The organism is Ruegeria sp. G12 (genome assembly GCF_056533565.1).
On record NZ_JBQFOO010000006.1, the window covers coordinates 199,648 to 223,061 of the forward strand.

A 23,414-nucleotide genomic window follows, 5' to 3' on the forward strand; every position below is an offset into this window, starting at 1 on the left:
TCAACGTAGCACTCCGAGCCAAGCAAGCGAGAATCCTATGCAAGCACAGAACGACATCACAGTCCGCAAGGACACCAAGCGCGACGCGGTTAAGCTGAACCCAAAAGATAATGTTATCATTGCGCTACGTGATCTGGACCGGGGTGAGCGGCCAGACGGATTGTCGGATTCGGTTCAAAGCCCGGTTTCCCGCGGGCACAAGATCGCCACGGCCCCCATTGCGGCAGGCGAAAACGTGATTCGCTATGGGCAGATCATCGGTCAGGCGAAAAGCGACATTGCTCCGGGTGAGCATGTGCATGTCCATAACCTTGGGATGGGCGATCACCAGCAGGACTACGCCCACGCCAGCGCAAACACGCCGCTGCCTGCGATTTCCGGGACCCGTATGTTTCAGGGCTTCCATCGCGCTGACAGGAAAGTCGGCACACGTAACTACATCGGTATCCTGACCTCTGTGAACTGCTCGGGCTCTGTCGCGCGGTTCATCGCCGAGGCGGCAGAGAAATCCGGATTTCTGGATGCCTATCCCAACGTAGACGGGATTGTTCCGATCGTGCACGGCACCGGTTGCGGCATGTCCGCCAAGGACGAAGGGTACGCAACGCTATTCCGAACCCTGGCAGGCTATGCGCAGCATCCGAATTTCGCCGGTATCCTGCTGATCGGCCTGGGGTGCGAGGTCATGCAGGTTGCCGATCTGGTGGGCGGGCGTCCGATCCGCGCCGATGGCGCGCTGCGGTACATGACAATCCAGAACGAAGGCGGCACCCGACGCACCATCGAACGTGGTCTGGATGAACTGCGCGGTATCGCGGAACTGGCCAATCAGGCCACCCGCGAACCGGCACCGATCAGTGCGATTACGGTGGGTATGCAATGCGGCGGGTCTGACGGGTATTCCGGCATCACCGCCAATCCCGCGCTTGGCTACGCATCAGACCTTCTGGTGCGCCACGGCGGCACGACAATCCTTTCCGAAACATCCGAAGTCTATGGAGCAGAACACCTGCTGACCCGCCGCGCGGAGACGGCAGAAGTAGGTGAGAAACTTATCGAGCGCATCCACTGGTGGGAGGATTACACCGAGCGAAATGGCGGAGAAATGGACAACAACCCCAGCCCGGGAAACAAACGCGGCGGGTTGACGACCATTCTGGAAAAATCACTGGGTGCGGTCGCCAAGGGCGGCACGGCACCTCTGCGTGAAGTGTACAAGTTCGGCGAAAAGATCGACAAGAACGGGTTCGTCTTCATGGACAGTCCGGGATTTGACCCGTGTTCGGTCACGGGACAGGTGGCCTCGGGCGCGAACCTGATCGTGTTCACCACCGGGCGGGGCTCGGTCTCGGGGTATCAACCCACGCCTTGCATCAAACTGGCCACCAATTCGGAAATGTACGCCCGTATGGCCGATGACATGGACCTGAACTGCGGCGACATCGTCACCGACGGGATCAGCATTGAGGCGAAGGGCGAGGAACTCTTTGAGATTCTGATCCGCGTCGCATCCGGCGAGAAAACCAAAAGCGAGGAACTTGGCTTTGGGGGCGTCGAATTCGTTCCCTGGCAAATCGGCGCGGTGATGTAGCCTGCGCGGCCCGTGAGGAGAAGGGCAAAATGGGAGAAGACATGACAAAACTGGTCGACATGACGGGGATCGACAAACATTTCCCCGGTGTGTACGCGCTGAAATCCGTGCAGTTCGATCTGTTTTCGGGCGAGGTTCACGCTCTGATGGGCGAGAACGGGGCCGGGAAAAGCACGTTGATGAAAATTCTCTCGGGGATTTATCAGCGCGACGGCGGCAATCTTGAGATCGAGGGCAAATCAGTCAGCCCCACGACACCGGGCGAAGCGCAGGATCTGGGTATCGGCATCATCCATCAGGAACTGAGCCTGATGAACGACCTGACCGTGGCGCAAAACATCTTTATCGGCCGGGAACCGCGCAAAAGCTTCGGGCGGTTGGACGAATCCGCGTTGAATGCACAAACGGCCGAGATTTTCGCGTCGATGAACCTGAATCTCGACCCCAAGACGCAGGTCGGCACACTGACCATTGCCAAACAGCAGATGGTCGAGATTGCCAAGGCGCTGTCTCATCGCTCGAAGGTTCTGATCATGGACGAGCCAACGGCGGCCCTGAACGATGCCGAAATTGCCGAGCTGTTCGTGATCATCCGCCGCCTCAAGGCCGAAGGGGTGGGGATCGTCTATATCAGCCACAAGATGGACGAGTTGAAACAGATCGCCGACCGCGTGACGGTGATGCGCGATGGCGAATATGTCGGCACTGTGGGTGCGGCGGAAACACCGATCAGCCAGATCATCGCGATGATGGTTGGTCGCGAGGTGAACGAAGAGCCTTTGGACGTGCCAGACCTTGGCGACGCCGAGGTCTCACTGCAAGTCTCGGGTCTGAACCGAGGCAAAGAGATTCAGGATGTCAGTTTCTCGGTCCAGAAGGGCGAGATTCTGGGCTTCGCCGGTCTGATGGGGGCAGGGCGCACGGAAGTGGCCCGCGCGATCTTCGGAGCCGACGTGAAAGACAGCGGCGAAATCCGCGTGCACGGCAAGACAGTGTCGATCAAATCCCCCAAGGACGCCGTGAAAGCAGGGATCGGATACCTGTCCGAAGACCGCAAGCATTTCGGCCTAGCCACTGGTATGAACGTGCGCGACAACATCGCGCTGGCCTCGATGGACCTGTTCACCGCCACCGGCGGTGTGCTGAACGACGGCGAAATCAGCACAACGGCCAAGGGATATATCTCGCAATTGGGTATCCGGACGCCCTCGGATGTGCAGGAAGTTCGGCTGCTGTCAGGCGGCAATCAGCAGAAGGTGGTCATCGCCAAATGGCTGCTACGCGATTGCGATATCCTGATCTTTGACGAACCCACGCGCGGCATCGACATCGGCGCGAAATCCGAGATTTACAAGCTGCTCGAAGAACTGGCCGAGCAGGGCAAGACAATCATCGTGATCTCCTCCGAACTGCCGGAAATCATGCGCCTCAGCCACCGTATTGCGGTGATGTGCGAGGGCCGGCTGACCGGCATTCTGCCCGGCGGAAAAGACACCACTCAGGAAGACATCATGCATCTGGCCACGCAACGTGCGGCGGCCATGCAGGTAACGGGGACAATGCAATGACCAGCGTAACTGATATCGAAAAGAAGAAACCCCTTGCGGGCCTATCCGAAAGCGGCGCGTATCAAAAGCTGCTGGCCTTCGCCAGCCTGATCGCCCTGCTGATCGGATTCTCGATCGCCTCGCCGAACTTCATGCAGACATCGAACATGATCGCCATTCTACAGGCGACCTCGGTCAATGGCGTTCTGGCAGTGGCGGCGACGCTGATCATCATCACCGGCGGGATTGACCTGTCATTGGGCACGCTGATGACCTTTTGCGCGGTGATTGCTGGCGTTGCGTTGACCTATCTCGGCTTGCCGCTGCTGGTGGGCGTCGCTGCCGCTATCGCGGCGGGCGCGTTCTGCGGCCTGTGCTCGGGCACGTTTGTGGCGAAGATGAAAATCCCGCCCTTTATCGCAACGCTGGGCATGATGCTGATCCTGAAAGGGCTGTCGCTGGTCATTTCCGGTACCCGCCCGATCTACTTCAACAACACGCCCGGCTTCGATCTGATTTCGCGCGGGTCGCTGATCGGAGAGATCTTTCCGGCGCTGCCCATTCCCAACGGCGTGCTGATCCTGTTCCTGGTCGCCATCGCAGCCTCGTACATTCTGGGTCGCACGGTTCTGGGGCGGTACACTTTTGCGCTGGGATCGAACGAAGAGGCCGTGCGCCTGTCGGGCGTCAACACGGACATGTGGAAGATGCGCATCTATGCGCTGGCGGGGGCAATCTGCGGCATCGCCGGTATCCTGATCGCCTCGCGCCTGAATTCGGCTCAGCCCGCGCTGGGGCTTGGTTATGAACTAGAGGCCATCGCAGCCGTGGTCATCGGCGGCACGTCGCTGTCGGGCGGTCGCGGTACGATCCTTGGCACCTTGATCGGTGCGCTGATCATGGCCGTGCTGACCAACGGGCTGCGCGTGCTGTCCGTCGCGCAGGAATGGCAGACCGTTGTCACCGGCGCAATCATCATTCTGGCTGTCTACGCCGACATGGCACGGCGCAAAAAGACAGGCTGAACACATCAACGACAAAACGACCTACTGTGGAGGAGAAAAACATGCTTACACGTCGTTTCATTCTGGGGGCGCTGAGTGCCGCGACCCTGGCCGCCCCGGCCTCGATGGCTGCAGCGGAAGAGATCTACATCCCGCTGGTATCGAAGGGCTTCCAGCACCAGTTCTGGCAGGCCGTGAAATCGGGCGCTGAACAGGCAGCGGACGAATTCGATGTCACTATCACCTTTGAAGGACCCGACAACGAAACCATGGTCGACCGCCAGATCGACATGCTGGCCGCGGCGCTGGCCAACAACCCCAAAGCCATCGGCTTTGCCGCGCTGGACAGCCAGGCAGCAATTCCGCTGCTGCGTCAGGCTAACGAAAAAGGCATCCCGGTCATCGCCTTCGACAGCGGTGTCGAGAGTGACATTCCGGTATCGACCGCAACAACCGACAACGCCGCAGCCGCAGCTCTGGCGGCTGACAAGATGGCCGAGAAAATCGGCGGCAAAGGCAAGGTGGCTGTCGTGGCACATGACCAGACCAGCCGCACGGGCATCGACCGCCGCGATGGCTTTGTCAACCGCATCGCCGAGAAATACCCGGACATCGAGGTTGTTACCGTCCAGTACGGTCAGGGCGACCACCTGAAATCGACCGAGGTGACCAAAGCAATCCTGACCGCGAACCCGGACCTGAACGGCATCTTCGGCACCAACGAAGGCTCGGCCATCGGTGTTGTGAATGGCGTGCAGGAACTGGGCACCGAAGGTCTGGTCATCATTGGCTATGACAGCGGCAAGGCGCAGAAAGACGCGATCAAGAGCGGTCTGATGGCCGGTGCGATCACCCAGAACCCGGTTGGTATCGGCTATGAGACGGTGAAAGCCGCAGTCTCGGCCATGAAAGGCGAAGAGGTTCCCGCGCTGATCGACACAGGCTTCTACTACTACGACGCCTCGAACATCGACGATCCCAAGATCGCGGCTGTTCTGTACGACTAAGCCCTGATCATTCAGGGACGCTGGCCCGCCATTTGGTGGGCCAGTTTTCGTTTGGGGACTTTAGCGCCGCTTGATCAAAGGGCATAAATATCCAGCGTATCCGAGAAGCCTTTGAATTCCACCTGCCGAATTTCCTCAACCTTTAGCGCGTCTGTCAGGTTCGCCCTTGTGCGCCCGTCGATCAACATTTTTCGATCCACGGCCTTGGTATGCGCCTCGAGCCGAGCCGCCAAATTCACGGTGCTTCCGATGCAGGTATACGTCGCGCGCTCGTCCGTTCCGGCATAGCCCGCCACGACCTCGCCAGTGGCGATGCCAATCCCCAGCCGGATTGCGGGCGCGCCTTCGGCGTCACGTTCAGTGTTCAGAACGTCGATCATGCTGAACATCTCCTGCGCCGCTGACACCGCGCTTTGGGCCGGGTTGTCGAGCGGCTGCGGCGCGCCGAACAGCGCCATCAGACCGTCTCCGATCATCAGGCTGACAATGCCGCCGTTGCTACTGACGGCTTCGAACATCAGAGCGTAATAGATGTTCAGCAATTCGATGGTCGCTTCTGGTGAGAGGTTTTCGGACAAAGCCGTGAAATCGCGAATGTCGCAAAACAGGACCGAGGCTGAAACCCTGCTGCCGCCGATGGCAAAGCCCGATTCCTGCAGATCATGTGCCACCTCATGCGTTGCAAACCGCTCCAGCAGCCGCTTTTGTTCGTCGCGCAGGCGTTTCTTTTCAAGACTTGAGGCCAGACGCGCCCCCAACAGCACCTTGTTCACCGGCTTGGGCAGGTAATCCTCGGCCCCCAGTTCGATGCAGCGCACGACATTATCCAACCCTTCAACGGACGAGGTAACGATCACCGGCACATCCCTGAGCGTTACGTCGGATTTGATCGCCTCAAGCACTTCAAAGCCGTTCATTTCAGGCATTTCGATGTCCAGCAGAACCAGATCGAAACTGTCCTGCCCCAGCATCTCCATGGCGACCCTGCCGTTTTCCGCCAGAGAAACCCGGTGACCCAAAAGCTCGACATTCCGCGACAGAAGCAGGCGGTTGACCTTGTTGTCATCCACGATGAGTAGATGCCCGTGGGCCTCAACCATTCAACACACTCCTTAACGCGGCATCGACGCGCGCGAATTCTGCGTCCAGCGCGCGGAAGTCCGGGTCTGCTTGTGTTAATTCCGCCATTTCGAAATCACGGGATAAGGCGGCCAGCCTGATGGCCCCGAAAACGCTGGCATTGGATTTCAGCGAATGCGCCGCGCGGCGAAACCCGTCGGCATCCCCAGCCTGTGCCGCAGATTTCAGGCTTGCGATCATGCCGGGGGCTTCGTCCAAAAAGGTGGTCACCAGTTCAGCTGCGAACTCCGCTCCGGTCTCTGATCGGAGCTCCGAGAAAACCTCAAGGTCGATGGCCGGGTCGCTCATGTCCTGTCCTTCTTCCGTTGCGGGGTGTTGCGCAGGGCTTCGACAAGCTGGTTCACGCGAATGGGTTTCGCGACATAGTCATCCATGCCTGCCTCAAGACACATCTCGCGGTCGCCCTGCATCGCGTTTGCGGTCATGGCAACGATCCGAGGCCGATTGTCGCCATATCGATCATTGATCCGTCGGGATGCTTCCAGACCGTCCATCTCAGGCATCTGAACGTCCATCAACACCAGATCGTAGGTCTGCCGCACCACGCTTTCCAGCGCTTCAAGCCCGTTGCTGGCCAGATCGGCGCGATAGCCCAATTGCTGCAGCAGACGAATGGCAAGCTTCTGGTTCACAAGATTGTCCTCGGCCAGAAGAATGCGCAGCGGGTGCCTTGCGGCCATGTCCGGATCGGTTGTCGGTGAAGGAGTTGCTTCCACAGGAGCGTCCTGTCGGGACCCAAAGAGCGAAACCAGCGTGTCGAACAGAGAGGACTGACGCAACGGCTTTGCCAGATAGTCCGCGAACAGCCCCTCGGGCGCGTCACTGTCCCGCACGCCGAGACTGCTGAACAGGATCAAAGGCAGATCGGGGGAAAGCTGTTTGATTTTCCGGGCCAGAGCGATGCCGTCCATTTCGGGCATATGCATATCCAGAATAGCCAGATCGAAGGCCGGGTCTTGACCAAGCAGCACCAATGCCTCAGCGGCTGAGGGCAGGGCGGTTGTCGTCGTCCCCCATTTCTCGGTCTGCAGCCGCAGGATCTTTCGGTTCGTATCGTTGTCATCCACCATGAGGATGCGCTTGCCCGCCAATTCGGGCTGTTTCCCGACCAGATTGCGGGCGTCAGTCTTGGGCATCTCGGCGCGCTTAGCCTGAATCGTGAAGTGAAAAACCGAACCCTTGCCCGCGCCCTCACTGACAGCCCACATCGTGCCGCCCATCAACTCGGCCAGCCGTTTCGAGATCGCAAGGCCCAGACCGGTGCCGCCATATTTACGGGTTGTCGAGGAATCCGCCTGACTGAAGGACTGGAACAGGCGGCTTTTGCCCTGATCGGTCAGACCGATCCCGGTGTCGCGCACTTCGAACTGTAATTGAACTTGGCCGGGGGAGGTCGGCTTGGAGGTCACCGACAGCACAACCTCGCCCGTGTCCGTGAATTTGACCGCGTTGGACAGCAGGTTCAGCAGTATCTGCCGCAACCGCGTCAGGTCGATACTGATGGCGGGCGGCACGTCATCTGCCATCAGATATGCCACATCCAGTTGTTTCTCAGCCGCCCGTCCGCTGATTAGATCAAGCGCGGATTCGATGCATTCGCGCAGATCAAACGGATGGGCTTCGATATCCATCTGACCTGCTTCGATCTTCGAGAAATCGAGGATTTCGTTAATGATCCCAAGCAGCGCATCCCCGCTGTCGCGGATCGTGCGTGCATAGTCCCCTTGCTCGGCGTCCAGTTCGGTGTCCATCAACAGCCCGCTCATCCCGATCACCGCATTCATAGGCGTGCGGATTTCGTGGCTCATCGTGGCAAGGAAGGCGCTTTTAGCCTCGTTGGCTTTTTCTGCCGCGGCGCGGGCCTCTTGCGCCTCTTGAAACAGCCGGACATTTTCGATGGCAATCACCGCCTGATCGGCGAAGGATTCCGCCATGGCGATCTCGTCTTCCGAAAACGCACATTGCGTCTTGCGAATGAAGGAAAGTGCGCCGATACACTCGGTTCCCCGCAGCAATGGCAGCATCAAAGAGGAATTGAACCCCTTGGTGATCTGAACTTTGCGAGTGCTGTCCGGCAGATCGGCTTCGGACCAGTTCGGGATATGCTGAATATTTCCGGTGGCGATACAGCCCGACGGAAGGTTTAGTTTCGGGTCTATCGGATGGCGGTCAGAGGTGATTTCACTTTGCACCCCATCCGGGCCTGCCACAGCTTCCTGCCAAAAATGCGTGCCATCGCTTTTCATGGCAATGGCCAGATCGCAAGACACAAGCGAGACCGCAAGGCGCACGATCTCATCGAACACCGGCTTGGTATCGGTCGGGGATTCGCTGATCACCCGCAAAACATCCGCCGTCGCTGTTTGCCGCGCCAGCGCGGTCTGGGTCTCGTTGAACAGCCGCGCGTTTTGTATCGCGATCACCGCCTGATCGGCGAAGCTTTCGGCGAGTTCGATTTCTTCGGCGCTGAAAGCCAGCTGCTTTGATCTTCGGGTGAAAATCAACACTCCAACGCAAGTGGCATCGCGCATCAGCGGCAGGTAGATACAGGTCTTCATCCCGAATTTCCGGACCGCCTCAACCTCGTGCGGGGGCAGGTCCTCGGTTGAAAAATCAGCAATGTGGACCATCTTTCCGGTCTCAAACACCTGACTGGGATAATTCATTTCAGGATCGATCCGAACCGGTTTGGGGTCCAGACTGACCATCGGCCCGCTATCCCGCTTACCGGCGATGGGCGAGAAGAATTCTCCATCCCGGATCAGAACAGCCGCGCCATCGCAATCCAGCAGCCGCAGTCCCGCGTCGGCGATGGCCATGAAAACCGGCTTGGCATCATCCTGCGCACCGCTGATGACGCGCAAAATGTCCGCGCTGGCCGTCTGACGCACCAGCGAGGTTTGAAGGTCTGAGAAAAGCCGCGCGTTGTTCAGAGCGATCACCGCCTGGGCCGCGAATGTCTCGAACAGCGAAATCTGTTTTTCCGAGAACGCATGCCGTTTGACATGCGCCATGGTGATTACGCCAATCGTCTTGCCACCCTTTTTCAGTGGCACGCCCAGCCCGGACAGAAACCCACCTTTTCTGGTGTGTTCGTGCCAGCCGTAATCGGGGTCGGCTTCGATATCCGGGATGTAGATCGTCTGGCCGGTCAGCCCAACGCGCCCGGTGACCGTGTCCCGACCGGGAGTAAATGTCTGTTGCGCCAGAATATCCTCGAACATCTTGTTCACATTATGGGTGGCGACAACGTCCAAAACTCCGGTCTGTTCGTTCAGAAGTGCGACATAGGCGACCTCGGGCTGGCACAGACGGACCGAGACTTCCAGGATTTCCTGCAGCACGGGCTGCACCTCATTCGGCGAACGGGAAATGACGCTTAAAACATCGGATGTCGCCGTCTGGTACTCCAGCGCCTCGGAGAGTTCGGCGGTGCGGTCCCGAACCTCTTGAAACAGGCGCGTGTTGTTAATCGCGATGACGGCCTGCGACGCAAAGGTCTCGAGCAGCGATATCTGTTTCTTCGTGAACGCATGAGGGTTTTCGTGACCCAGAGTGATGATGCCAAGGGCAACGTCGTTCTTGACCAGAGGAACGCCAAGGGCTGAGCGGAAGTTGCCCCGTTTCGCGGCATCTTTCCATTCGAAGTCTGTGTCGGCTTCGGTGTCTTCGATATACACCGTTTCCTTCAACAGGGCGGCGCGCCCGGTGCAACTGGTGATATCCGCCTCAAACGCGACGCCGGACAGGAAGTCGCGAAACTCATCCGTCATGCCATGCGTGGCCGCGACGCGATATTTGTTGTCCTCAGGGCTGATCAGGGTGGCGTAAGCCGTCTGGGGATTACACAGGCGCGAGGCGACTTTCAGGATCGTCTCAAGCACCGGTTGAAGCTGATTGGGTGAGCGCGATATCACCCCAAGAACCTCCGAAGTTGCCTCCTGATACTCCAGCGCCTCCTGCGTTTCATTCAGCAGGCGCGCATTCCTGATCGCACCGCTTGCCTGCGCGGCGAAGGTCTGCACCAGTTCGATATCGTCCTCGGGCGGAGTGCGCCCGACTGGCCAGCCCACCGAAATGACGCCCCAAATCTCGTCATCCACACGGATAGGAACCCCGACCGCCAGTGCAAGGTTCAGCTTCCGGGCCAGTCGGTGATCGTAATAGTCTTCGGACTGCGTGTCTTCGATCCTGACGATATCGCCGCTTCGCACCACCTGACCAACGATCGTATTGGGGTGCAGCGGTATTGTCTCGCGAACACCCTCTGCGTCCAGCTGATCCTTGGCGTAGCCATGGCTGGCCCGGAATTGCGATTTTTCGGTGTTGCATTGCAACAGAAGGCAATAGCTGGCGTTGCAGATCTCGGCGGCGGCTTTCACAACGGCATCGAAAACGGGCTGCAGGCTTTCCCGCGACTGGCCAACAACCTTGAGAATGTCAGACGTCGCAGCAAACCGCGCCCGTTCATCTGCCAGACGCTGTTCGAGTGTTTGGACAAAGCGCGCCGGATCAACTTCCGGTCTCGAATTCGGGTCTTCAAACTCCATTAAAACAATCACCCAGTGCCGGTATCCCGTCGCCAATTCAGGATTCTGCGGATGGCTTTGGAGGATAGCCAATTTTCAAGCTTGGGCACAGGTTTTGTTGCGCTGTGAAGGGTTCGCGCCTCCTGACGTGCAGAACCGTCAGAACCAAAGCTTTGCAATTTGCAGGGATGGTGGCGGAGAGACAGGGATTCGAACCCTGGGTGGGCTTGCACCCACAACGGTTTTCGAGACCGCCCCGTTCGACCACTCCGGCACCTCTCCGCGGGGGTCTGTGAGGGGGGGATTTAGTGGCGAACGGGCAGGGGTGCAAGCGGAAAATTCCTGAAATGCGCAAAGGCGGGATTTTCCATTGCCTGCGGACGTAAAACACCTAGGCTAACGGCTATGACAAATACTGCCCGACACTTCGCCCTTTCCCTGTTCCTGCCGCTCTTGGCGCTTGTTCTGATCCCGTTGCAGGTGGCAGCGGCCAATCGCGACCGGGTTGAGGCGTTTTTGACCACAACCGGCTTTGACGTGGCTTTGCAAAGCATCGCTCATGCCTCGGGCTCGGCGCCGCAGATGCTGGGGATTGATCCGGACGGGTTCGGCTCGGACTGGACGCGCCTGACGGAAGAGGTGTTCGACGTTGACACCATGCACGAAACGGCGGTTTCGATCCTTGAACAGACATTGAGCGATGAGGCGCTTTCCCACGCGGTTGAATTCTACGCCTCGGATTTGGGCCAGCGGTTGGTGGAGGCTGAGAATGCCTCTCACCTCATCGAAGACGATGATGCCAAGGATCTGGAAGGGCAGAAAATCGTCGCTGACCTGATCCAGAAGGGATCGCAGCGGGTCGAAAGCTACAAACGGATGAACCGAGCGGTGGATGGCAGCGACACGTCGCTGCGGGCGCTGCAGGAAATTCAGCTGCGGTTTTTGCTGGCCGCAAGTGCCTCGGGTGTGATCGAACTTCAGTTCGGAGCCGATGAACTGCGCGAAATGATGAAGCGCAATGAGCCCGGTATGCGTCAGGCGTTGCAACTGTCGGCGCTGGCCGGGGCGGCCTATACCTATCAGGACTTCTCGGACGACGACGTGGATGCCTATGTCGATGCGTTGGAACACCCCCTGATGCAAGAGGTGTATGAACTGCTGAACGCCATCCAGTACGAAATCATGGCCATGCGGTTCGAGGTTCTGGCCGCTCGTATGGCGGAACTGCACCCCGCGCAGGACATATGATGCGCCTTGCAACGCTTCTTACGGTTCCCTTTCTCTGGGCGGCCCCGCTATTCGCTGACGAACGGGTTGTGCGCTTGTCGCAGGCGCTGCAACTGGAACAGGTCATGGAGATACTGGCCAGCGAAGGCCGCGATCAACGCCGGGAACTGGATGAAACGCTTCTGGGCAATTCCGGAGGGGCGTTCTTTCAGGCTCAGGTCGAAGACATCTATGACCCTTTATGGATGCGCAACCAGATTGAGACTGCCTTTGATCAGGGGTTGACGGATGCGCAGCTAGAACAGGCCTCGGTTTTTTTCGAAAGCGATCTGGGGCAGACGATCATCGCGCTTGAAAACTCGGCGCGCAGGGCGATTTCCGACGATGCGATCGAGGAAATGGCGCGGGATGCCTATGAAAACACCGAGCGAGACTCGATGCTGTTCGAACTGGTCGAGGAGTATATTCAGGTCAACAATCTGGTCGAACAGAATGTGCAGGGGGCGCTGAGTTCGGATTACAACTTCTTTAAGGGTCTCGACAGCGAATCCCGTGGTGACGATGGCGAATTGCTGGCCGAGCTGCTTTCACAACAGGATACAATGACCGTCGAAACAACGACGTGGCTGTATTCCTTTCTTTTGATGGCCTATCGCCCCCTGGACGAGGCCCAGATGCGCGAAAACATCGCCTTTTCCCGAACCGACACCGGGCGCGCGCTGAACGAGGCGTTATTTGACGGGTTTGACCGCATGTACGATCTCATCTCTTACCGTCTGGGCGAGGCGGTGGCGCAGGCGCTGAAAGGTTCCGACCTGTAGCGCCGCTTTGGTGTTGACTTTCATCCGCAATCTATGGATAAGCGCGCATCCCGGCCGGTTTTCCGCGCCGGGTCTCGTTATTATTTGACCCTTTTGGATTGGTCCGGGGGTCAGTCACACAGCCCGAAAAGGGCGCGCTGTTCGAGGTGGCGAAAGCCGAAACACCCATACGGGGACCACAGAACGCGGGTATGAAAAGGAAAGACGCATGTTTGCGGTCCTCAAGACTGGCGGCAAGCAGTACAAGGTTCAGGCGGGCGATGTGCTCCGTGTTGAAAAGCTGGCTGCCGACGCAGGTGAAAAAGTTCAATTCAACGATGTTCTGATGCTGGGCGGTGACGCTCCGGTTGTTGGCGCACCTTTCGTTGAAGGCGCAGGCGTACAGGCCGAAGTGATCGAACAGATCAAAGGTGACAAGGTCATCAAATTCGTCAAGCGCCGTCGTAAGCACAGCTCGAAGCGTACCGTTGGCCACCGTCAGAAGCTGACTCTGGTCAAGATCACCGACATCCTGTCGTCGGGCGCTGACAAGTCGGGCATCAAAGTTGCAACCGGTTCCGCACCGGCTGGCGAAGCTGCTCCGGCAGCGAAGAAGCCTGCCAAGAAAGCGGAAGCCAAAGCAGAGGCACCTGCTGCCGCTGACGACCTGACCAAGCTGAACGGTGTCGGCCCCGCCGCCGCCAAAAAGCTGAACGACGCAGGTATCGAGAGCTTTGCCGCTCTGGCCGCCTTGTCGGACGAGCAGATTGCTGCTATCGACACCATCAAAGTGAAACCCGAATGGGTTGAGCAAGCCAAAGAGTTGGCTCAGGGCTAAGGAGAGAGAGAATGGCACATAAGAAAGCTGGCGGTTCCTCCCGTAACGGTCGCGACTCAGCGGGTCGTCGCCTTGGCGTGAAACTTTATGGTGGCCAGGCGGCCATCGCAGGCAACATCATCGTGCGTCAGCGCGGCACAAAGTTCTGGCCGGGCGAAGGCGTAGGCATGGGCAAAGATCACACAATCTTTGCAACCGTCGATGGCGCCGTGAAGTTCCACAAGGGACTCAAAAACCGCACCTTTATTTCGGTCCTGCCAGTGGCGGAGGCCGCAGAGTAAGCCGAAACCCAGAAGGTTTAGAAAAAATTCATGGGGGACCGGCAGAAAGTGCCGGTCCCCTTTCTCGTTTTAACGCAGTCGTGATTGAAAACCCGATGACAGTCGCAACCACCAGTTTCCTGATCTTCGCCGCCAGCCAGGTCGGCACGCCGGGACCGGCCAACATGGTCCTGCTGGGCACCGGTGCGCGCTATGGCTTTCGGGCGGCGCTGCCCTTTGTGGCAGGCGTGGTGTTGGGCAAGCAGTTGATCATCTGGCCCGTTGGGTTCGGGCTGATGCAGGTGGCGGAACAGGCCCCTGTGGTGTTCACGACGCTGAAATATGCCTCGGCCGCCTATATTTGCTGGCTGGCGTGGAAGATCGCGAACCTGCGCCTGTCGCGGACCGGTGGCGCAGCGGATGCGCCCGGGTTTTGGGCAGGGCTGGTGGTTCACCCGCTGAACCCAAAGGCGTGGGCGATGATTATCGCGGGTTTCACGGGCTTTGTGGCTGCCGGCACGTCCAGTTTCGACGCAACGCTCACGATCGCGCTTTGTTTGTTGATCTGTCAGGTGGTTTTGCACCCGATCTGGACCTTCGCAGGCGATAGAATCGCCCATGCGGTTGAAGGACGGCCCGCGGAAAAATATCTGATGTGGACTTTAGCGAGTTTGACTGTTTTATCCGTAGCTTTTGTGTTGTTCGGAGGAGGAACACACCAATGAAAATTGAGACGATAATAAACCAGCCGGTCATTGAAACCGAGCGGTTCGACCTGCGCCCGCTGCGTCGGTCGGATATGGGTCTCATCGAATATTATGCAGGCGATGAGCGTGTGGCGCGGAATACGGCATCGATCCCGCATCCTTTGCCGCCGGGTTCGATCGAAGCGTTCGTGACCCGCGCGATGGCCGAGGATCGCGATGAAGACGTCTGGGCGATGGACGCCACCAAGGACGGCGGGCCGGAACTGATCGGTGTGATTTCGCTGACGCGGCTCGATCGCAATCAGTCCGAGGTCGGCTATTGGGTCGCTCCGGTCTATTGGAACACCGGCATCGCATCGCTGGCGGTCGAGGCACTGGTCAAGGCGAACCCGCTGGAAAACGGTAACATGTTCGCCAGCGTGTTTCAGGACAACCCGGCCTCGGCCCGTGTGCTGACCCATTGCGGGTTCCAGTATCTTGGCGATGCCGAAATCTATTCGGTGGCGCGCGACGCGAACGTGCCCACCTGGACCTATAGTAAAAAACTCTGACTTGTGGCCGATGGGGCCTTTGCAGTAGGGGACACACATGAAATTTCTCGATCTTGCAAAGGTCTACATCCGGTCCGGGGCCGGAGGTAGCGGCTGCGTCAGCTTCCGGCGCGAAAAGTACATTGAATATGGCGGTCCCGATGGCGGTGACGGCGGCAAGGGCGGCTCGGTCTGGGCCGAGGTCGTGGACGGGCTGAACACCCTGATCGACTTTCGCTATCAGCAGCATTTCTTTGCCAAGAACGGCCAGCCCGGTCGCGGGCAGCAGCGCACCGGCAAAGATGGCGACGACATCGTTCTGCGCGTACCGGTGGGCACCGAGATACTGGACGAAGACGAAGAGACCGTCATCTGCGACCTGACCGAGGTTGGCCAGCGCGTGCTGCTCGCCAAGGGCGGCAATGGCGGGTTCGGCAACCTGCATTTCAAATCGGCCACCAATCAGGCCCCGCGCCGGGCCAATCCGGGGCAGGCGGGGATCGACCGCACCATTTGGCTGCGGCTGAAACTGATCGCCGACGTGGGCCTGCTTGGGATGCCCAACGCAGGCAAGTCGACCTTTTTGGCCGCAACTTCGAACGCGCGCCCCAAGATCGCCGACTATCCCTTTACCACGTTGCACCCCAATCTGGGCGTTGTCGGCGTGGATAACGTTGAATTCGTGGTGGCCGACATTCCCGGCCTGATCGAAGGCGCGCATGAAGGGCGCGGGATCGGCGACCGATTCCTCGGCCACGTAGAACGCTGCGCGGTGCTGCTGCATCTGGTCGATGGCACGTCTGAAACCGTGGCCGAAGACTATCGCACCATCATCCACGAGCTTGAAGCCTATGGCGGAGAGCTGGCCGAAAAGCCCCGCATCACCGTGCTGAACAAGATCGACGCGCTGGATGAGGAAGAGCGGGACCTCGCCAAGGAAGAACTGGAAGAGGCCGTCGGCGGCCCCGTCATGACCATGTCCGGCGTTGCCCATCTGGGCGTGACCGAGGTGCTGCGCGCCTTGCGGGCTCAAATCGACGAAAACCGCCTGCGACAAAAGCCCACCGAGGAGGCGCAGTCTTGGCAACCCTGACATCCGCGAAACGTCTGGTTGTCAAAATCGGGTCCGCCTTGCTGGTGGATCGCGCAACCGGCTTGTTGCGGTCGGATTGGTTGCACTCTCTGGCGCAGGATGTGGCGTGGCTCAAGGGGCAGGGGACGGATGTTATTCTCGTCTCCTCCGGCTCAATCGCGCTGGGGCGCGGGGTTCTGAACCTGCCGATGGCGAACCTGCCTTTGGAACAGTCGCAGGCCGCCGCAGCCGTTGGTCAAATCCGTCTGGCCCGCGCGTACGAAGAGGCGTTGACTCCGCACGACATCAAGACCGCGCAGGTTTTGGTAACGCTCGAAGACAGCGCGGATCGTCGTCGCTATCTGAACTCGCGTTCGACGCTGGAGACGCTGCTTAGTTTGGGTGTTGTGCCCATCGTGAATGAAAACGACACCGTGGCAACGGATGAGATTCGCTATGGCGACAATGACCGTCTGGCCGCTCAGATCGCGGTTACGGTGGGCGCAGATCAGTTGATCCTGTTGTCAGATGTGGACGGGTTCTACTCGGGAAATCCCAACGAGGACGCCAGCGCCACGCGGTACGAGGTGATCGACGCAATTACTCCCGAGATTGAGGCGATGGCAGGCGACGCCGGGTCTGGCTTGTCCAAGGGCGGCATGAAGACCAAACTGCTGGCCGCCAAGATGGCCACCGCCGCCGGGTGCACAATGGCTATCACAGAAGGATCACCTTTGAACCCGCTGAAAACGCTTGAAAATGGCGCAAACTGTACGTGGTTCACAGCGACATTGGACCCGCACGCAGCCCGCAAGCGCTGGATTTCGGCGATGAAGCCTCGCGGTGAGATTACCGTGGACGACGGCGCGGCGCAGGCCCTTGCCAACGGCAAAAGCCTGCTGCCCGCCGGGATAACCGAAGTGACCGGAGACTTCGGGCGCGGCGATCCGGTTGCTGTCCTCGATCCCAGCGCGCGACGGCTGGCGCAGGGGCTCAGCCGCTATACCGCGCAAGAGGCGGATGCGATCAAGGGGCGCAAATCATCCGAGATTGAGGCGACGCTGGGCTATCCCGGTCGCGCCGCGTTGATACACCGGGACGATCTGGCGCTGTAACCTGAAATTTGGACTGTACCGACCTGAAAGGCTTAAGAAATGAAGGATCTCGACAACATCCCCGCCCTGATGGCCGATATCGGAAAACGTGCCAAGGATGCCTCAGCCGATCTGGCCTTTGCCAGTGCAGAGCGCAAACACGCCGCCCTGATTGCGGCGGCTGAGGCGGTTTGGCGGAACCGGGCCGAGATCATCGAAGCCAACCAGAAAGATCTGGAGTTTGGCCGTGAAAAGGGCCTGAGCCCGGCGATGATGGATCGCCTCATGCTGAACGAGGGCCGCGTTCAGGGCATGGTCGACGGTCTGCGCACGGTCGCGGATCAGGCCGATCCGGTGGGGGAGGTTCTGACCGAATGGGACATGCCCTCGGGCCTGAACATCCAGCGGGTGCGCACGCCTTTGGGCGTGATCGGCGTGATCTATGAAAGCCGCCCGAACGTGACGGCGGATGCCGGGGCTTTGTGCCTGAAATCCGGCAATGCGGTGATCCTGCGGGGCGGCTCGGAAAGCTTCCATTCCTCAACCGCCATTCACGCCTGTCTGGTCGAGGGGCTGAAGGCTGCGAACCTTCCGGAGGATGCGATCCAACTGATCCCGACCCGAGACCGCGCCGCGGTTCAGGAGTTGCTGACGATGACAGATTACGTCGATGTGATCGTTCCCCGCGGCGGCAAAGGTCTTGTCGGCCTGGTCCAGCGCGAGGCGCGGGTGCCTGTTTTCGCCCATCTCGAAGGCATCGTTCACATCTACATCGACAAGGCCGCCGACCCTCAGAAAACGCTAGACGTGGTGCTGAACGCCAAGACCCGCCGCACCGGGATTTGTGGCGCTGCCGAATGCCTGCTGATCCATCAGGACGTGGCTGAAACCCTGGGGCGCGATGTCATTGCCGCGTTGCTTGCGGCAGGTGTCGAAGTGCATGCCGAGGGCGCGCTAGCCGTGGATGGAACGGTCCAGGCGACGGCGGATGATTGGGGCAAAGAATTCCTCGACAGCATCATCGCCGCGAAACCGGTTGCCGATATCGACGCCGCCATCGCGCATATCCGGCAGTACGGGTCGAATCACACCGACTGCATCGTGACCGAGGATGCCTCAGCCGCCGCCCGGTTCTTTGAACGGCTCGACAGTGCGATCCTGATGCACAACGCTTCAACCCAGTTTGCTGATGGCGGAGAGTTCGGCATGGGCGCCGAGATAGGTATCGCAACCGGCAAGATGCACGCGCGTGGGCCGGTCGGGGCTGCTCAGCTGACCAGTTTCAAATACCTAGTGCGCGGAAACGGTACGACCCGGGCCTAGAACCGTAAGGCGACGCGGGTTGAGGCCGTTTCGACCGCAACCCGCCGCCCCATCGCAGCGGCGGTTTCGGGCAGCAGGGCAAACTGGACCTGCGCGGGCGTGACCTTGGTGGCAAAGCGTCCGGTCGCGACGCTTTTCCAAAGGTCCGGATCGACGTTCAGCTTATCGGCGGTGCCCGTCACCAGCCAGTTCTCGCCCTGTGACGCAATCTCGACCTCCCCCCCAAAGGGCATGGCGCTTTCGCAGCACATCAGTGCCAGAAAGGCCAGTTTCACCTGATTGCGTGGCACTGGTCCGGTCAGGTTCCAGTTGACCCGCACCCGGCCAGACTGCGCGACGTCCCTAAGCAACTCGGCCACCTCGGCACGGCCCAAAGGCTGATCGCTGGCCGACCCGAAGGCCACGCGGAAAAACCGAATCCGTGCGCCCGCGCTGCCGACGCTGCCCGAAATCAGCTCCATCTCGGGGCCTTGCACGGCACCAACCATGTCCAGCAGTTCCAACCCGTTGGTGATCGCCCCGATCGGGCTGATCAGATCGTGACAGATCCGAGAGCCGATCAACTCGGCCAGGTTGACGTCTGATGTGCCCATGCGTACCTCCTGAGCGTACCTGCCACCGGACCGGAGCCCCGCATGACAGACCTGAATGCCATTCTTGCACCGGGCATGTTTGTCCGCCACCCGGATTTCCCCGATTGGGGCGTCGGACAGGTTCAGTCCAACATCGCAGGCAAGATCACCGTGAATTTCCGCGAGCAGGGGAAAGTGGTGATCGACGGAACGCGCATCGCCCTGATGCCGGTCTTTGATCCGTGAAACTGGTTTAGGAAAGGTTAACAGGGATCACCAGAGTCATCCTGTTGCCTTTGGCCGAAAATCTGCGATACCAGCCGCGTGTGACACAAAGGACTGACATGCCCGACGCTGGCCCTTCATTTACCATCCGTCTTGCCGAGACCGAGGACGACCTGCACGCCGCGCAGCGCCTACGCTATGACGTGTTCGTGCGCGAACTAGGCGGCGAGGGAGAGATGGTTGATCATGACGCGGGGCTGGAGAGGGATCGGTTCGATCCGTTTTTTGACCATATGCTTGCGATCGACAACCTCAGCGGCGAAGTTGTGGGCGTTTACAGGCTGTTACCGGGCGAACGTGCAGTAGAACTGGGGCAGTTTTATTCCGAAGACGAATATGATGTGAGCGTGCTGAAGGACAGCGGACGCAAGCTGCTGGAGCTTGGCCGGTCCTGTATTCATCCTGATTATCGGGGAGGTATGGCACTATACCATCTGTGGAACGGGTTGGCCGCTTATGTCACCGAGCGCCAGATTGAGGTTCTGTTCGGCGTCGCCAGTTTTCACGGCACCGATGTGCAGGCGCTGGCGCAGCCGCTGTCGATGCTGCACCACAACCACCTTGCGCCCACCGATCTGAGGGTTCGGGCGCAGCCCGAGGTCTTTCAGTCGATGGATCTGGTCGAACCAGACGCGCTGGACCGGCGCGCGGCGATGGTGCAGGTGCCCGCGCTGATCAAAGCCTATCTGCGGCTGGGCGGTTTCGTGGGCGAGGGGGCCTTTATCGACCATGCCTTCAACACCACCGATGTCTGTCTGATCCTCGACACTGCGCGCATGAACGACCGGCAGAGGCGCATCTATGGCGGAGCATAAACCTGTGAGCGATGCCTCGTGGCGCAGCGATGACGCACCCGACCCGATTGAGTTGGGCCTTACCGGTTGGCTGCTGATTCTGCTCAGAGGTCTACCCATTGCGATCTTGGTGTTCGGCGGGTTGTTTGTCCTTCTGGCCCTGCGCCTGATCGAACGACCGATTTACGGGGTGCGCCGACCGATTACGCCGTTCATCACTCAGTTTGTCAGCCGGAACGCATTTCGAATTCTCGGGATCGGGTTCCGCGCGTCCGGGGAGTTGATGACCCAGCGCGGGGCGGTGGTGGCGAACCATTCCTCGTGGCTGGATATTTTCGCTTTGAATTCCCGCAAACGTGTGTTCTTCGTGTCCAAGGCCGAAGTGGCCAAATGGCCCGGTATCGGCTGGTTGGCGCGCTCGACCGGCACGGTCTTCATCGAACGTAACCCAAAAAAGGCGCGAGAACAGACCTTGCTGTTTCAGGAACGGCTGACCGCGGGGCACAAGCTATTGTTCTTCCCCGAGGGCACGTCGACAGACGGCCTGCGCGTTTTGCCATTTAAAACAACGCTTTTTGCGGCGTTCTTTACCGAAGAACTGCGCGATTTCATGTATGTGCAACCCGTCTCGGTCATCTATCACGCGCCCAAAGGGGAACCGGATCGGTTCTATGGCTGGTGGGGAGATATGGATTTCGCGCCGCATCTGCTCAAGACGCTGGGGGCGCGCAGGCAGGGCTCGGTCGAGTTGATTTATCACAGTCCCGCAAAGGTCAGCGATTTCGCCAACCGCAAGGCGTTGGCGGCGCATTGTGAGGAGGCCGTGCGTCACGCGCATAGCTTGGCGCGCATATCGTAAAATAGTGCGCCAAGCATATTTTTTTTGATTTTTTCCCTTGTAGGGTGATCGCCGCTAACGTATACGCGCGCCATTCAAACCCGCAGGCGGGGTTTGGGCTTTGTAGGGGAGACATCCCTATCTGGCCCGCCGGTTGGAGCATCCGCTTCTTTCACCCCCGCCGAGGCGTAAACCGGAAAAGGAAAGTAAAGCATGGCTCTTCCCGAGTTCACCATGCGTCAGCTGTTGGAAGCTGGCGTTCACTTTGGTCACCAGACACAGCGTTGGAATCCCCGCATGGGCCCGTTCATCTACGGCTCGCGCAATGGCATCCACATCATGGACCTGACGCAGACCGTTCCGATGCTGGACCAGGCGCTGCAGGCCGTACGTGACACCGTCGCCAAAGGTGGCCGCGTTCTGTTCGTCGGCACCAAGCGTCAGGCGGCTCAGCCGATCGCAGAGGCTGCTGAAAAGTCGGCTCAGTACTTCATGAACCACCGCTGGTTGGGCGGCACACTGACCAACTGGAAAACCGTTTCCCAATCGATCAACCGTCTGAACCAGATCGACGAAGCGATGGAATCGGGCGCCGAAGGCCTGACCAAGAAAGAGCGTCTGGGCATGGAGCGTGACCAGGCCAAGCTGCAGGCCTCGCTGGGCGGTATCCGCGAGATGGGCGGCGTTCCTGATCTGCTGTTCGTCATCGACGTCAAGAAAGAAGCGCTGGCCATCGCCGAAGCCAACAAGCTGGGTATCCCGGTTGTGGCAGTGGTTGATACCAACTGCTCGCCCGATGGCGTTGATTACATCATCCCCGGCAACGACGACGCAGCCCGCGCCATCGCGCTGTACTGCGATCTGGCCGCACGCGCTGCGCTGGACGGTATGACCGCTCAGATGGGTGCAGCAGGCGTTGATCTGGGTGCATTCGAGGAAGCTCCGGTGGAAGAAGCCGTTGCCGAAGAAGCGCCTGCGGAAGAAGCCGCGCCGGAAGCCAAAGCCGAAGCGTAAGCTGCCCGTCACGTTACTGACATATGGGGCAGGGTAGACCTGCCCTAAATCCGTTTGAATTGAGGAGAGCCAAAAGATGGCAATCACAGCAGCAATGGTGAAAGAACTGCGCGACGCAACCGGCGCAGGCATGATGGACGCGAAAAAAGCGCTGACCGAGACCGGCGGTAACATGGACGAGGCCGTTGACTGGCTGCGTACCAAAGGTCTGGCCAAAGCGGCCAAGAAATCGGGCCGTACCGCAGCCGAGGGTCTGGTTGCCGTTCACGTCAGCGGTGGCAACGGTGTCGCTGTCGAGGTGAACTCGGAGACCGACTTCGTTGCAAAGAACGCTGAATTCCAGGAAATGGTTGGCAAGATCGCCTATGCAGCCGAAGGCGTGGATAACGTCGAAGCCCTGCTGGCAGCTGATCTGGGCGGCAAGAACGTGGCCGACACCCTGACTGACAAGATCGCCACCATTGGCGAGAATATGTCGGTGCGCCGCATGTCCAAACTGTCGGGCGACACCGTTGTGTCCTACGTCCACAACGCGGCTACCAACGGCATGGGCAAAATCGGCGTTCTGGTTGCTCTGTCGGGTGGCGACGAAGCGATCGGCAAGCAGGTTGCGATGCACATCGCGGCCGTGAACCCGGCGGCTCTGTCCGAGGCGGACATGGACCCGGCAGTTGTCGAGAAAGAAAAGCAGGTTCAGATGGACATCGCCCGCGAATCCGGCAAGCCGGAGCAGGTGATTGAGAAGATGATCGTCGGCCGCATGAAGAAATTCGTCGCGGAATCGACCCTGCTGAACCAGCAGTTCGTTGTGAACCCTGACCTGACCGTTGAAGCAGCGGCCAAAGAAGCAGGCGCAACCATCACTGGCTTCATCCGTCTGGAAGTGGGCGAAGGCATCGTGGTCGAAAAAGAAGACTTCGCCGCCGAAGTTGCCAAAGCCGCACAAGGCTAAGCGATTTCCCAGGACCCCAGAAAAGGGGTCCGGAAGCACGCAAAGGTCGGTCACGCAGTGCGTGGCCGATTTTTTTGCAGACACAAAAAAAGACGCCGAGGCGCCCGCACTTTCTAAGGATGGTGAATGAGGGGCCCCGCATGATGGGGATGGTCGAGGCCCCTCAAAAATTCCGACAAAGGTACGCGGACGAATAGACGCCCCGATGTCAGACCGACCGGAGAGCTTTGGTATTGCAAAGATCCGACCAAATGTTCCCTGGCTAAAGCCACCACTCACGGAACATTAAC

General features: G+C 59.3%; 22 protein-coding genes and 1 tRNA gene. 18 read left to right on the top strand and 5 right to left on the bottom strand.

What is annotated here, in order from left to right; genetic code table 11:
• Positions 1-37 precede the first annotated feature (37 nt).
• From ACR0JN_RS15090 to ACR0JN_RS15105, 4 genes are read left to right on the top strand one after another with little or no spacing between them, the layout of a single operon-like run.
• Positions 38-1,591, top strand: a complete 1,554-nt coding sequence (locus ACR0JN_RS15090; protein ID WP_480886736.1) for a UxaA family hydrolase — start codon at positions 38-40, stop codon at positions 1,589-1,591.
• Between the two features lie 41 nt (positions 1,592-1,632).
• The gene (locus tag ACR0JN_RS15095) at positions 1,633-3,159 is read left to right on the top strand and encodes a sugar ABC transporter ATP-binding protein (protein ID WP_480886738.1); all 1,527 of its coding nucleotides are present in this window, start codon (positions 1,633-1,635) and stop codon (positions 3,157-3,159) included.
• Positions 3,156-4,163 (top strand): ABC transporter permease, encoded by a 1,008-nt coding sequence (locus ACR0JN_RS15100; RefSeq protein ID WP_480886740.1) that lies wholly within the window; start codon positions 3,156-3,158, stop codon positions 4,161-4,163. Before ACR0JN_RS15095 ends, ACR0JN_RS15100 begins: the two co-directional genes overlap by 4 nt.
• Positions 4,164-4,204: 41 nt before the next feature.
• Positions 4,205-5,149 (top strand): substrate-binding domain-containing protein, encoded by a 945-nt coding sequence (locus ACR0JN_RS15105; protein WP_480816887.1) that lies wholly within the window; start codon positions 4,205-4,207, stop codon positions 5,147-5,149.
• 74 nt (positions 5,150-5,223) lie between these two features.
• Here ACR0JN_RS15105 and ACR0JN_RS15110 read toward each other — a convergent pair whose 3' ends face one another.
• The 4 genes from ACR0JN_RS15110 to ACR0JN_RS15125 form a co-directional block, all read right to left on the bottom strand.
• Entirely contained in the window at positions 5,224-6,249 is a 1,026-nt protein-coding gene (locus ACR0JN_RS15110; protein ID WP_480886742.1) for an adenylate/guanylate cyclase domain-containing protein, read from the bottom strand.
• Complete coding sequence (locus ACR0JN_RS15115; protein ID WP_480816885.1) at positions 6,242-6,577, bottom strand: Hpt domain-containing protein; 336 nt, start codon at positions 6,575-6,577, stop codon at positions 6,242-6,244. The genes ACR0JN_RS15110 and ACR0JN_RS15115 overlap by 8 nt, the downstream gene beginning before the upstream one ends.
• The gene (locus tag ACR0JN_RS15120; protein ID WP_480886744.1) at positions 6,574-10,839 is read right to left on the bottom strand and encodes a GAF domain-containing protein; all 4,266 of its coding nucleotides are present in this window, start codon (positions 10,837-10,839) and stop codon (positions 6,574-6,576) included. The genes ACR0JN_RS15115 and ACR0JN_RS15120 overlap by 4 nt, the downstream gene beginning before the upstream one ends.
• A gap of 171 nt (positions 10,840-11,010) precedes the next feature.
• Positions 11,011-11,100: transfer RNA gene (locus tag ACR0JN_RS15125), tRNA-Ser, on the bottom strand.
• Between the two features lie 123 nt (positions 11,101-11,223).
• Here ACR0JN_RS15125 and ACR0JN_RS15130 point away from each other — a divergent pair.
• The 9 genes from ACR0JN_RS15130 to ACR0JN_RS15170 all read left to right on the top strand — a co-directional run bounded on the left by ACR0JN_RS15130 (position 11,224) and on the right by ACR0JN_RS15170 (position 18,669).
• Complete coding sequence (locus ACR0JN_RS15130) at positions 11,224-12,066, top strand: DUF2059 domain-containing protein (protein WP_480886747.1); 843 nt, start codon at positions 11,224-11,226, stop codon at positions 12,064-12,066.
• Entirely contained in the window at positions 12,066-12,866 is an 801-nt protein-coding gene (locus ACR0JN_RS15135; protein ID WP_480886751.1) for a DUF2059 domain-containing protein, read from the top strand. The genes ACR0JN_RS15130 and ACR0JN_RS15135 overlap by 1 nt, the downstream gene beginning before the upstream one ends.
• A 208-nt stretch (positions 12,867-13,074) precedes the next feature.
• Positions 13,075-13,683 (top strand): 50S ribosomal protein L21, encoded by a 609-nt coding sequence (locus ACR0JN_RS15140; protein WP_480886755.1) that lies wholly within the window; start codon positions 13,075-13,077, stop codon positions 13,681-13,683.
• Between the two features lie 11 nt (positions 13,684-13,694).
• Positions 13,695-13,964: a 50S ribosomal protein L27 gene (gene rpmA / locus ACR0JN_RS15145; protein WP_010440093.1), complete on the top strand. Its 270-nt coding sequence runs from the start codon at positions 13,695-13,697 to the stop codon at positions 13,962-13,964.
• 95 nt (positions 13,965-14,059) lie between these two features.
• Entirely contained in the window at positions 14,060-14,668 is a 609-nt protein-coding gene (locus ACR0JN_RS15150) for a LysE family translocator (RefSeq protein ID WP_480886758.1), read from the top strand.
• Positions 14,665-15,201, top strand: coding sequence for a GNAT family N-acetyltransferase (locus ACR0JN_RS15155; protein ID WP_480816879.1), 537 nt, complete (start codon positions 14,665-14,667; stop codon positions 15,199-15,201). The genes ACR0JN_RS15150 and ACR0JN_RS15155 overlap by 4 nt, the downstream gene beginning before the upstream one ends.
• A gap of 37 nt (positions 15,202-15,238) precedes the next feature.
• Positions 15,239-16,273: a GTPase ObgE gene (obgE, locus tag ACR0JN_RS15160; RefSeq protein ID WP_480816878.1), complete on the top strand. Its 1,035-nt coding sequence runs from the start codon at positions 15,239-15,241 to the stop codon at positions 16,271-16,273.
• Positions 16,261-17,367, top strand: coding sequence for a glutamate 5-kinase (gene proB, locus ACR0JN_RS15165; protein ID WP_480886761.1), 1,107 nt, complete (start codon positions 16,261-16,263; stop codon positions 17,365-17,367). The genes obgE and proB overlap by 13 nt, the downstream gene beginning before the upstream one ends.
• A gap of 39 nt (positions 17,368-17,406) precedes the next feature.
• On the top strand, positions 17,407-18,669 hold the full coding sequence (locus ACR0JN_RS15170; RefSeq protein ID WP_480886763.1) for a glutamate-5-semialdehyde dehydrogenase: 1,263 nt from the start codon (positions 17,407-17,409) through the stop codon (positions 18,667-18,669).
• Here the strand turns inward: ACR0JN_RS15170 and ACR0JN_RS15175 are convergent.
• Complete coding sequence (locus ACR0JN_RS15175) at positions 18,666-19,262, bottom strand: histidine phosphotransferase family protein (protein ID WP_480886764.1); 597 nt, start codon at positions 19,260-19,262, stop codon at positions 18,666-18,668. The genes ACR0JN_RS15170 and ACR0JN_RS15175 overlap by 4 nt on opposite strands.
• Before the next feature lie 42 nt (positions 19,263-19,304).
• Here ACR0JN_RS15175 and ACR0JN_RS15180 point away from each other — a divergent pair, with 42 nt between their 5' ends.
• The 5 genes from ACR0JN_RS15180 (at position 19,305) to tsf (ending at position 23,124) form a co-directional block, all read left to right on the top strand.
• A complete protein-coding gene (locus ACR0JN_RS15180; RefSeq protein WP_170430504.1) occupies positions 19,305-19,487 on the top strand; it encodes a DUF3553 domain-containing protein in 183 nt (60 codons plus the stop codon).
• Positions 19,488-19,585: 98 nt separating this feature from the next.
• Positions 19,586-20,341 carry an L-ornithine N(alpha)-acyltransferase gene (gene olsB, locus ACR0JN_RS15185; RefSeq protein WP_480886765.1) on the top strand — a complete coding sequence of 252 codons (756 nt, stop codon included), beginning with the start codon at positions 19,586-19,588 and terminating at the stop codon, positions 20,339-20,341.
• Entirely contained in the window at positions 20,328-21,179 is an 852-nt protein-coding gene (gene olsA, locus ACR0JN_RS15190; protein ID WP_480886769.1) for a lyso-ornithine lipid O-acyltransferase, read from the top strand. Before olsB ends, olsA begins: the two co-directional genes overlap by 14 nt.
• A 192-nt stretch (positions 21,180-21,371) precedes the next feature.
• Positions 21,372-22,172 carry a 30S ribosomal protein S2 gene (rpsB, locus tag ACR0JN_RS15195; protein WP_480498298.1) on the top strand — a complete coding sequence of 267 codons (801 nt, stop codon included), beginning with the start codon at positions 21,372-21,374 and terminating at the stop codon, positions 22,170-22,172.
• Positions 22,173-22,248: 76 nt separating this feature from the next.
• A complete protein-coding gene (tsf, locus tag ACR0JN_RS15200; protein WP_480816871.1) occupies positions 22,249-23,124 on the top strand; it encodes a translation elongation factor Ts in 876 nt (291 codons plus the stop codon).
• Positions 23,125-23,414 lie beyond the last annotated feature (290 nt).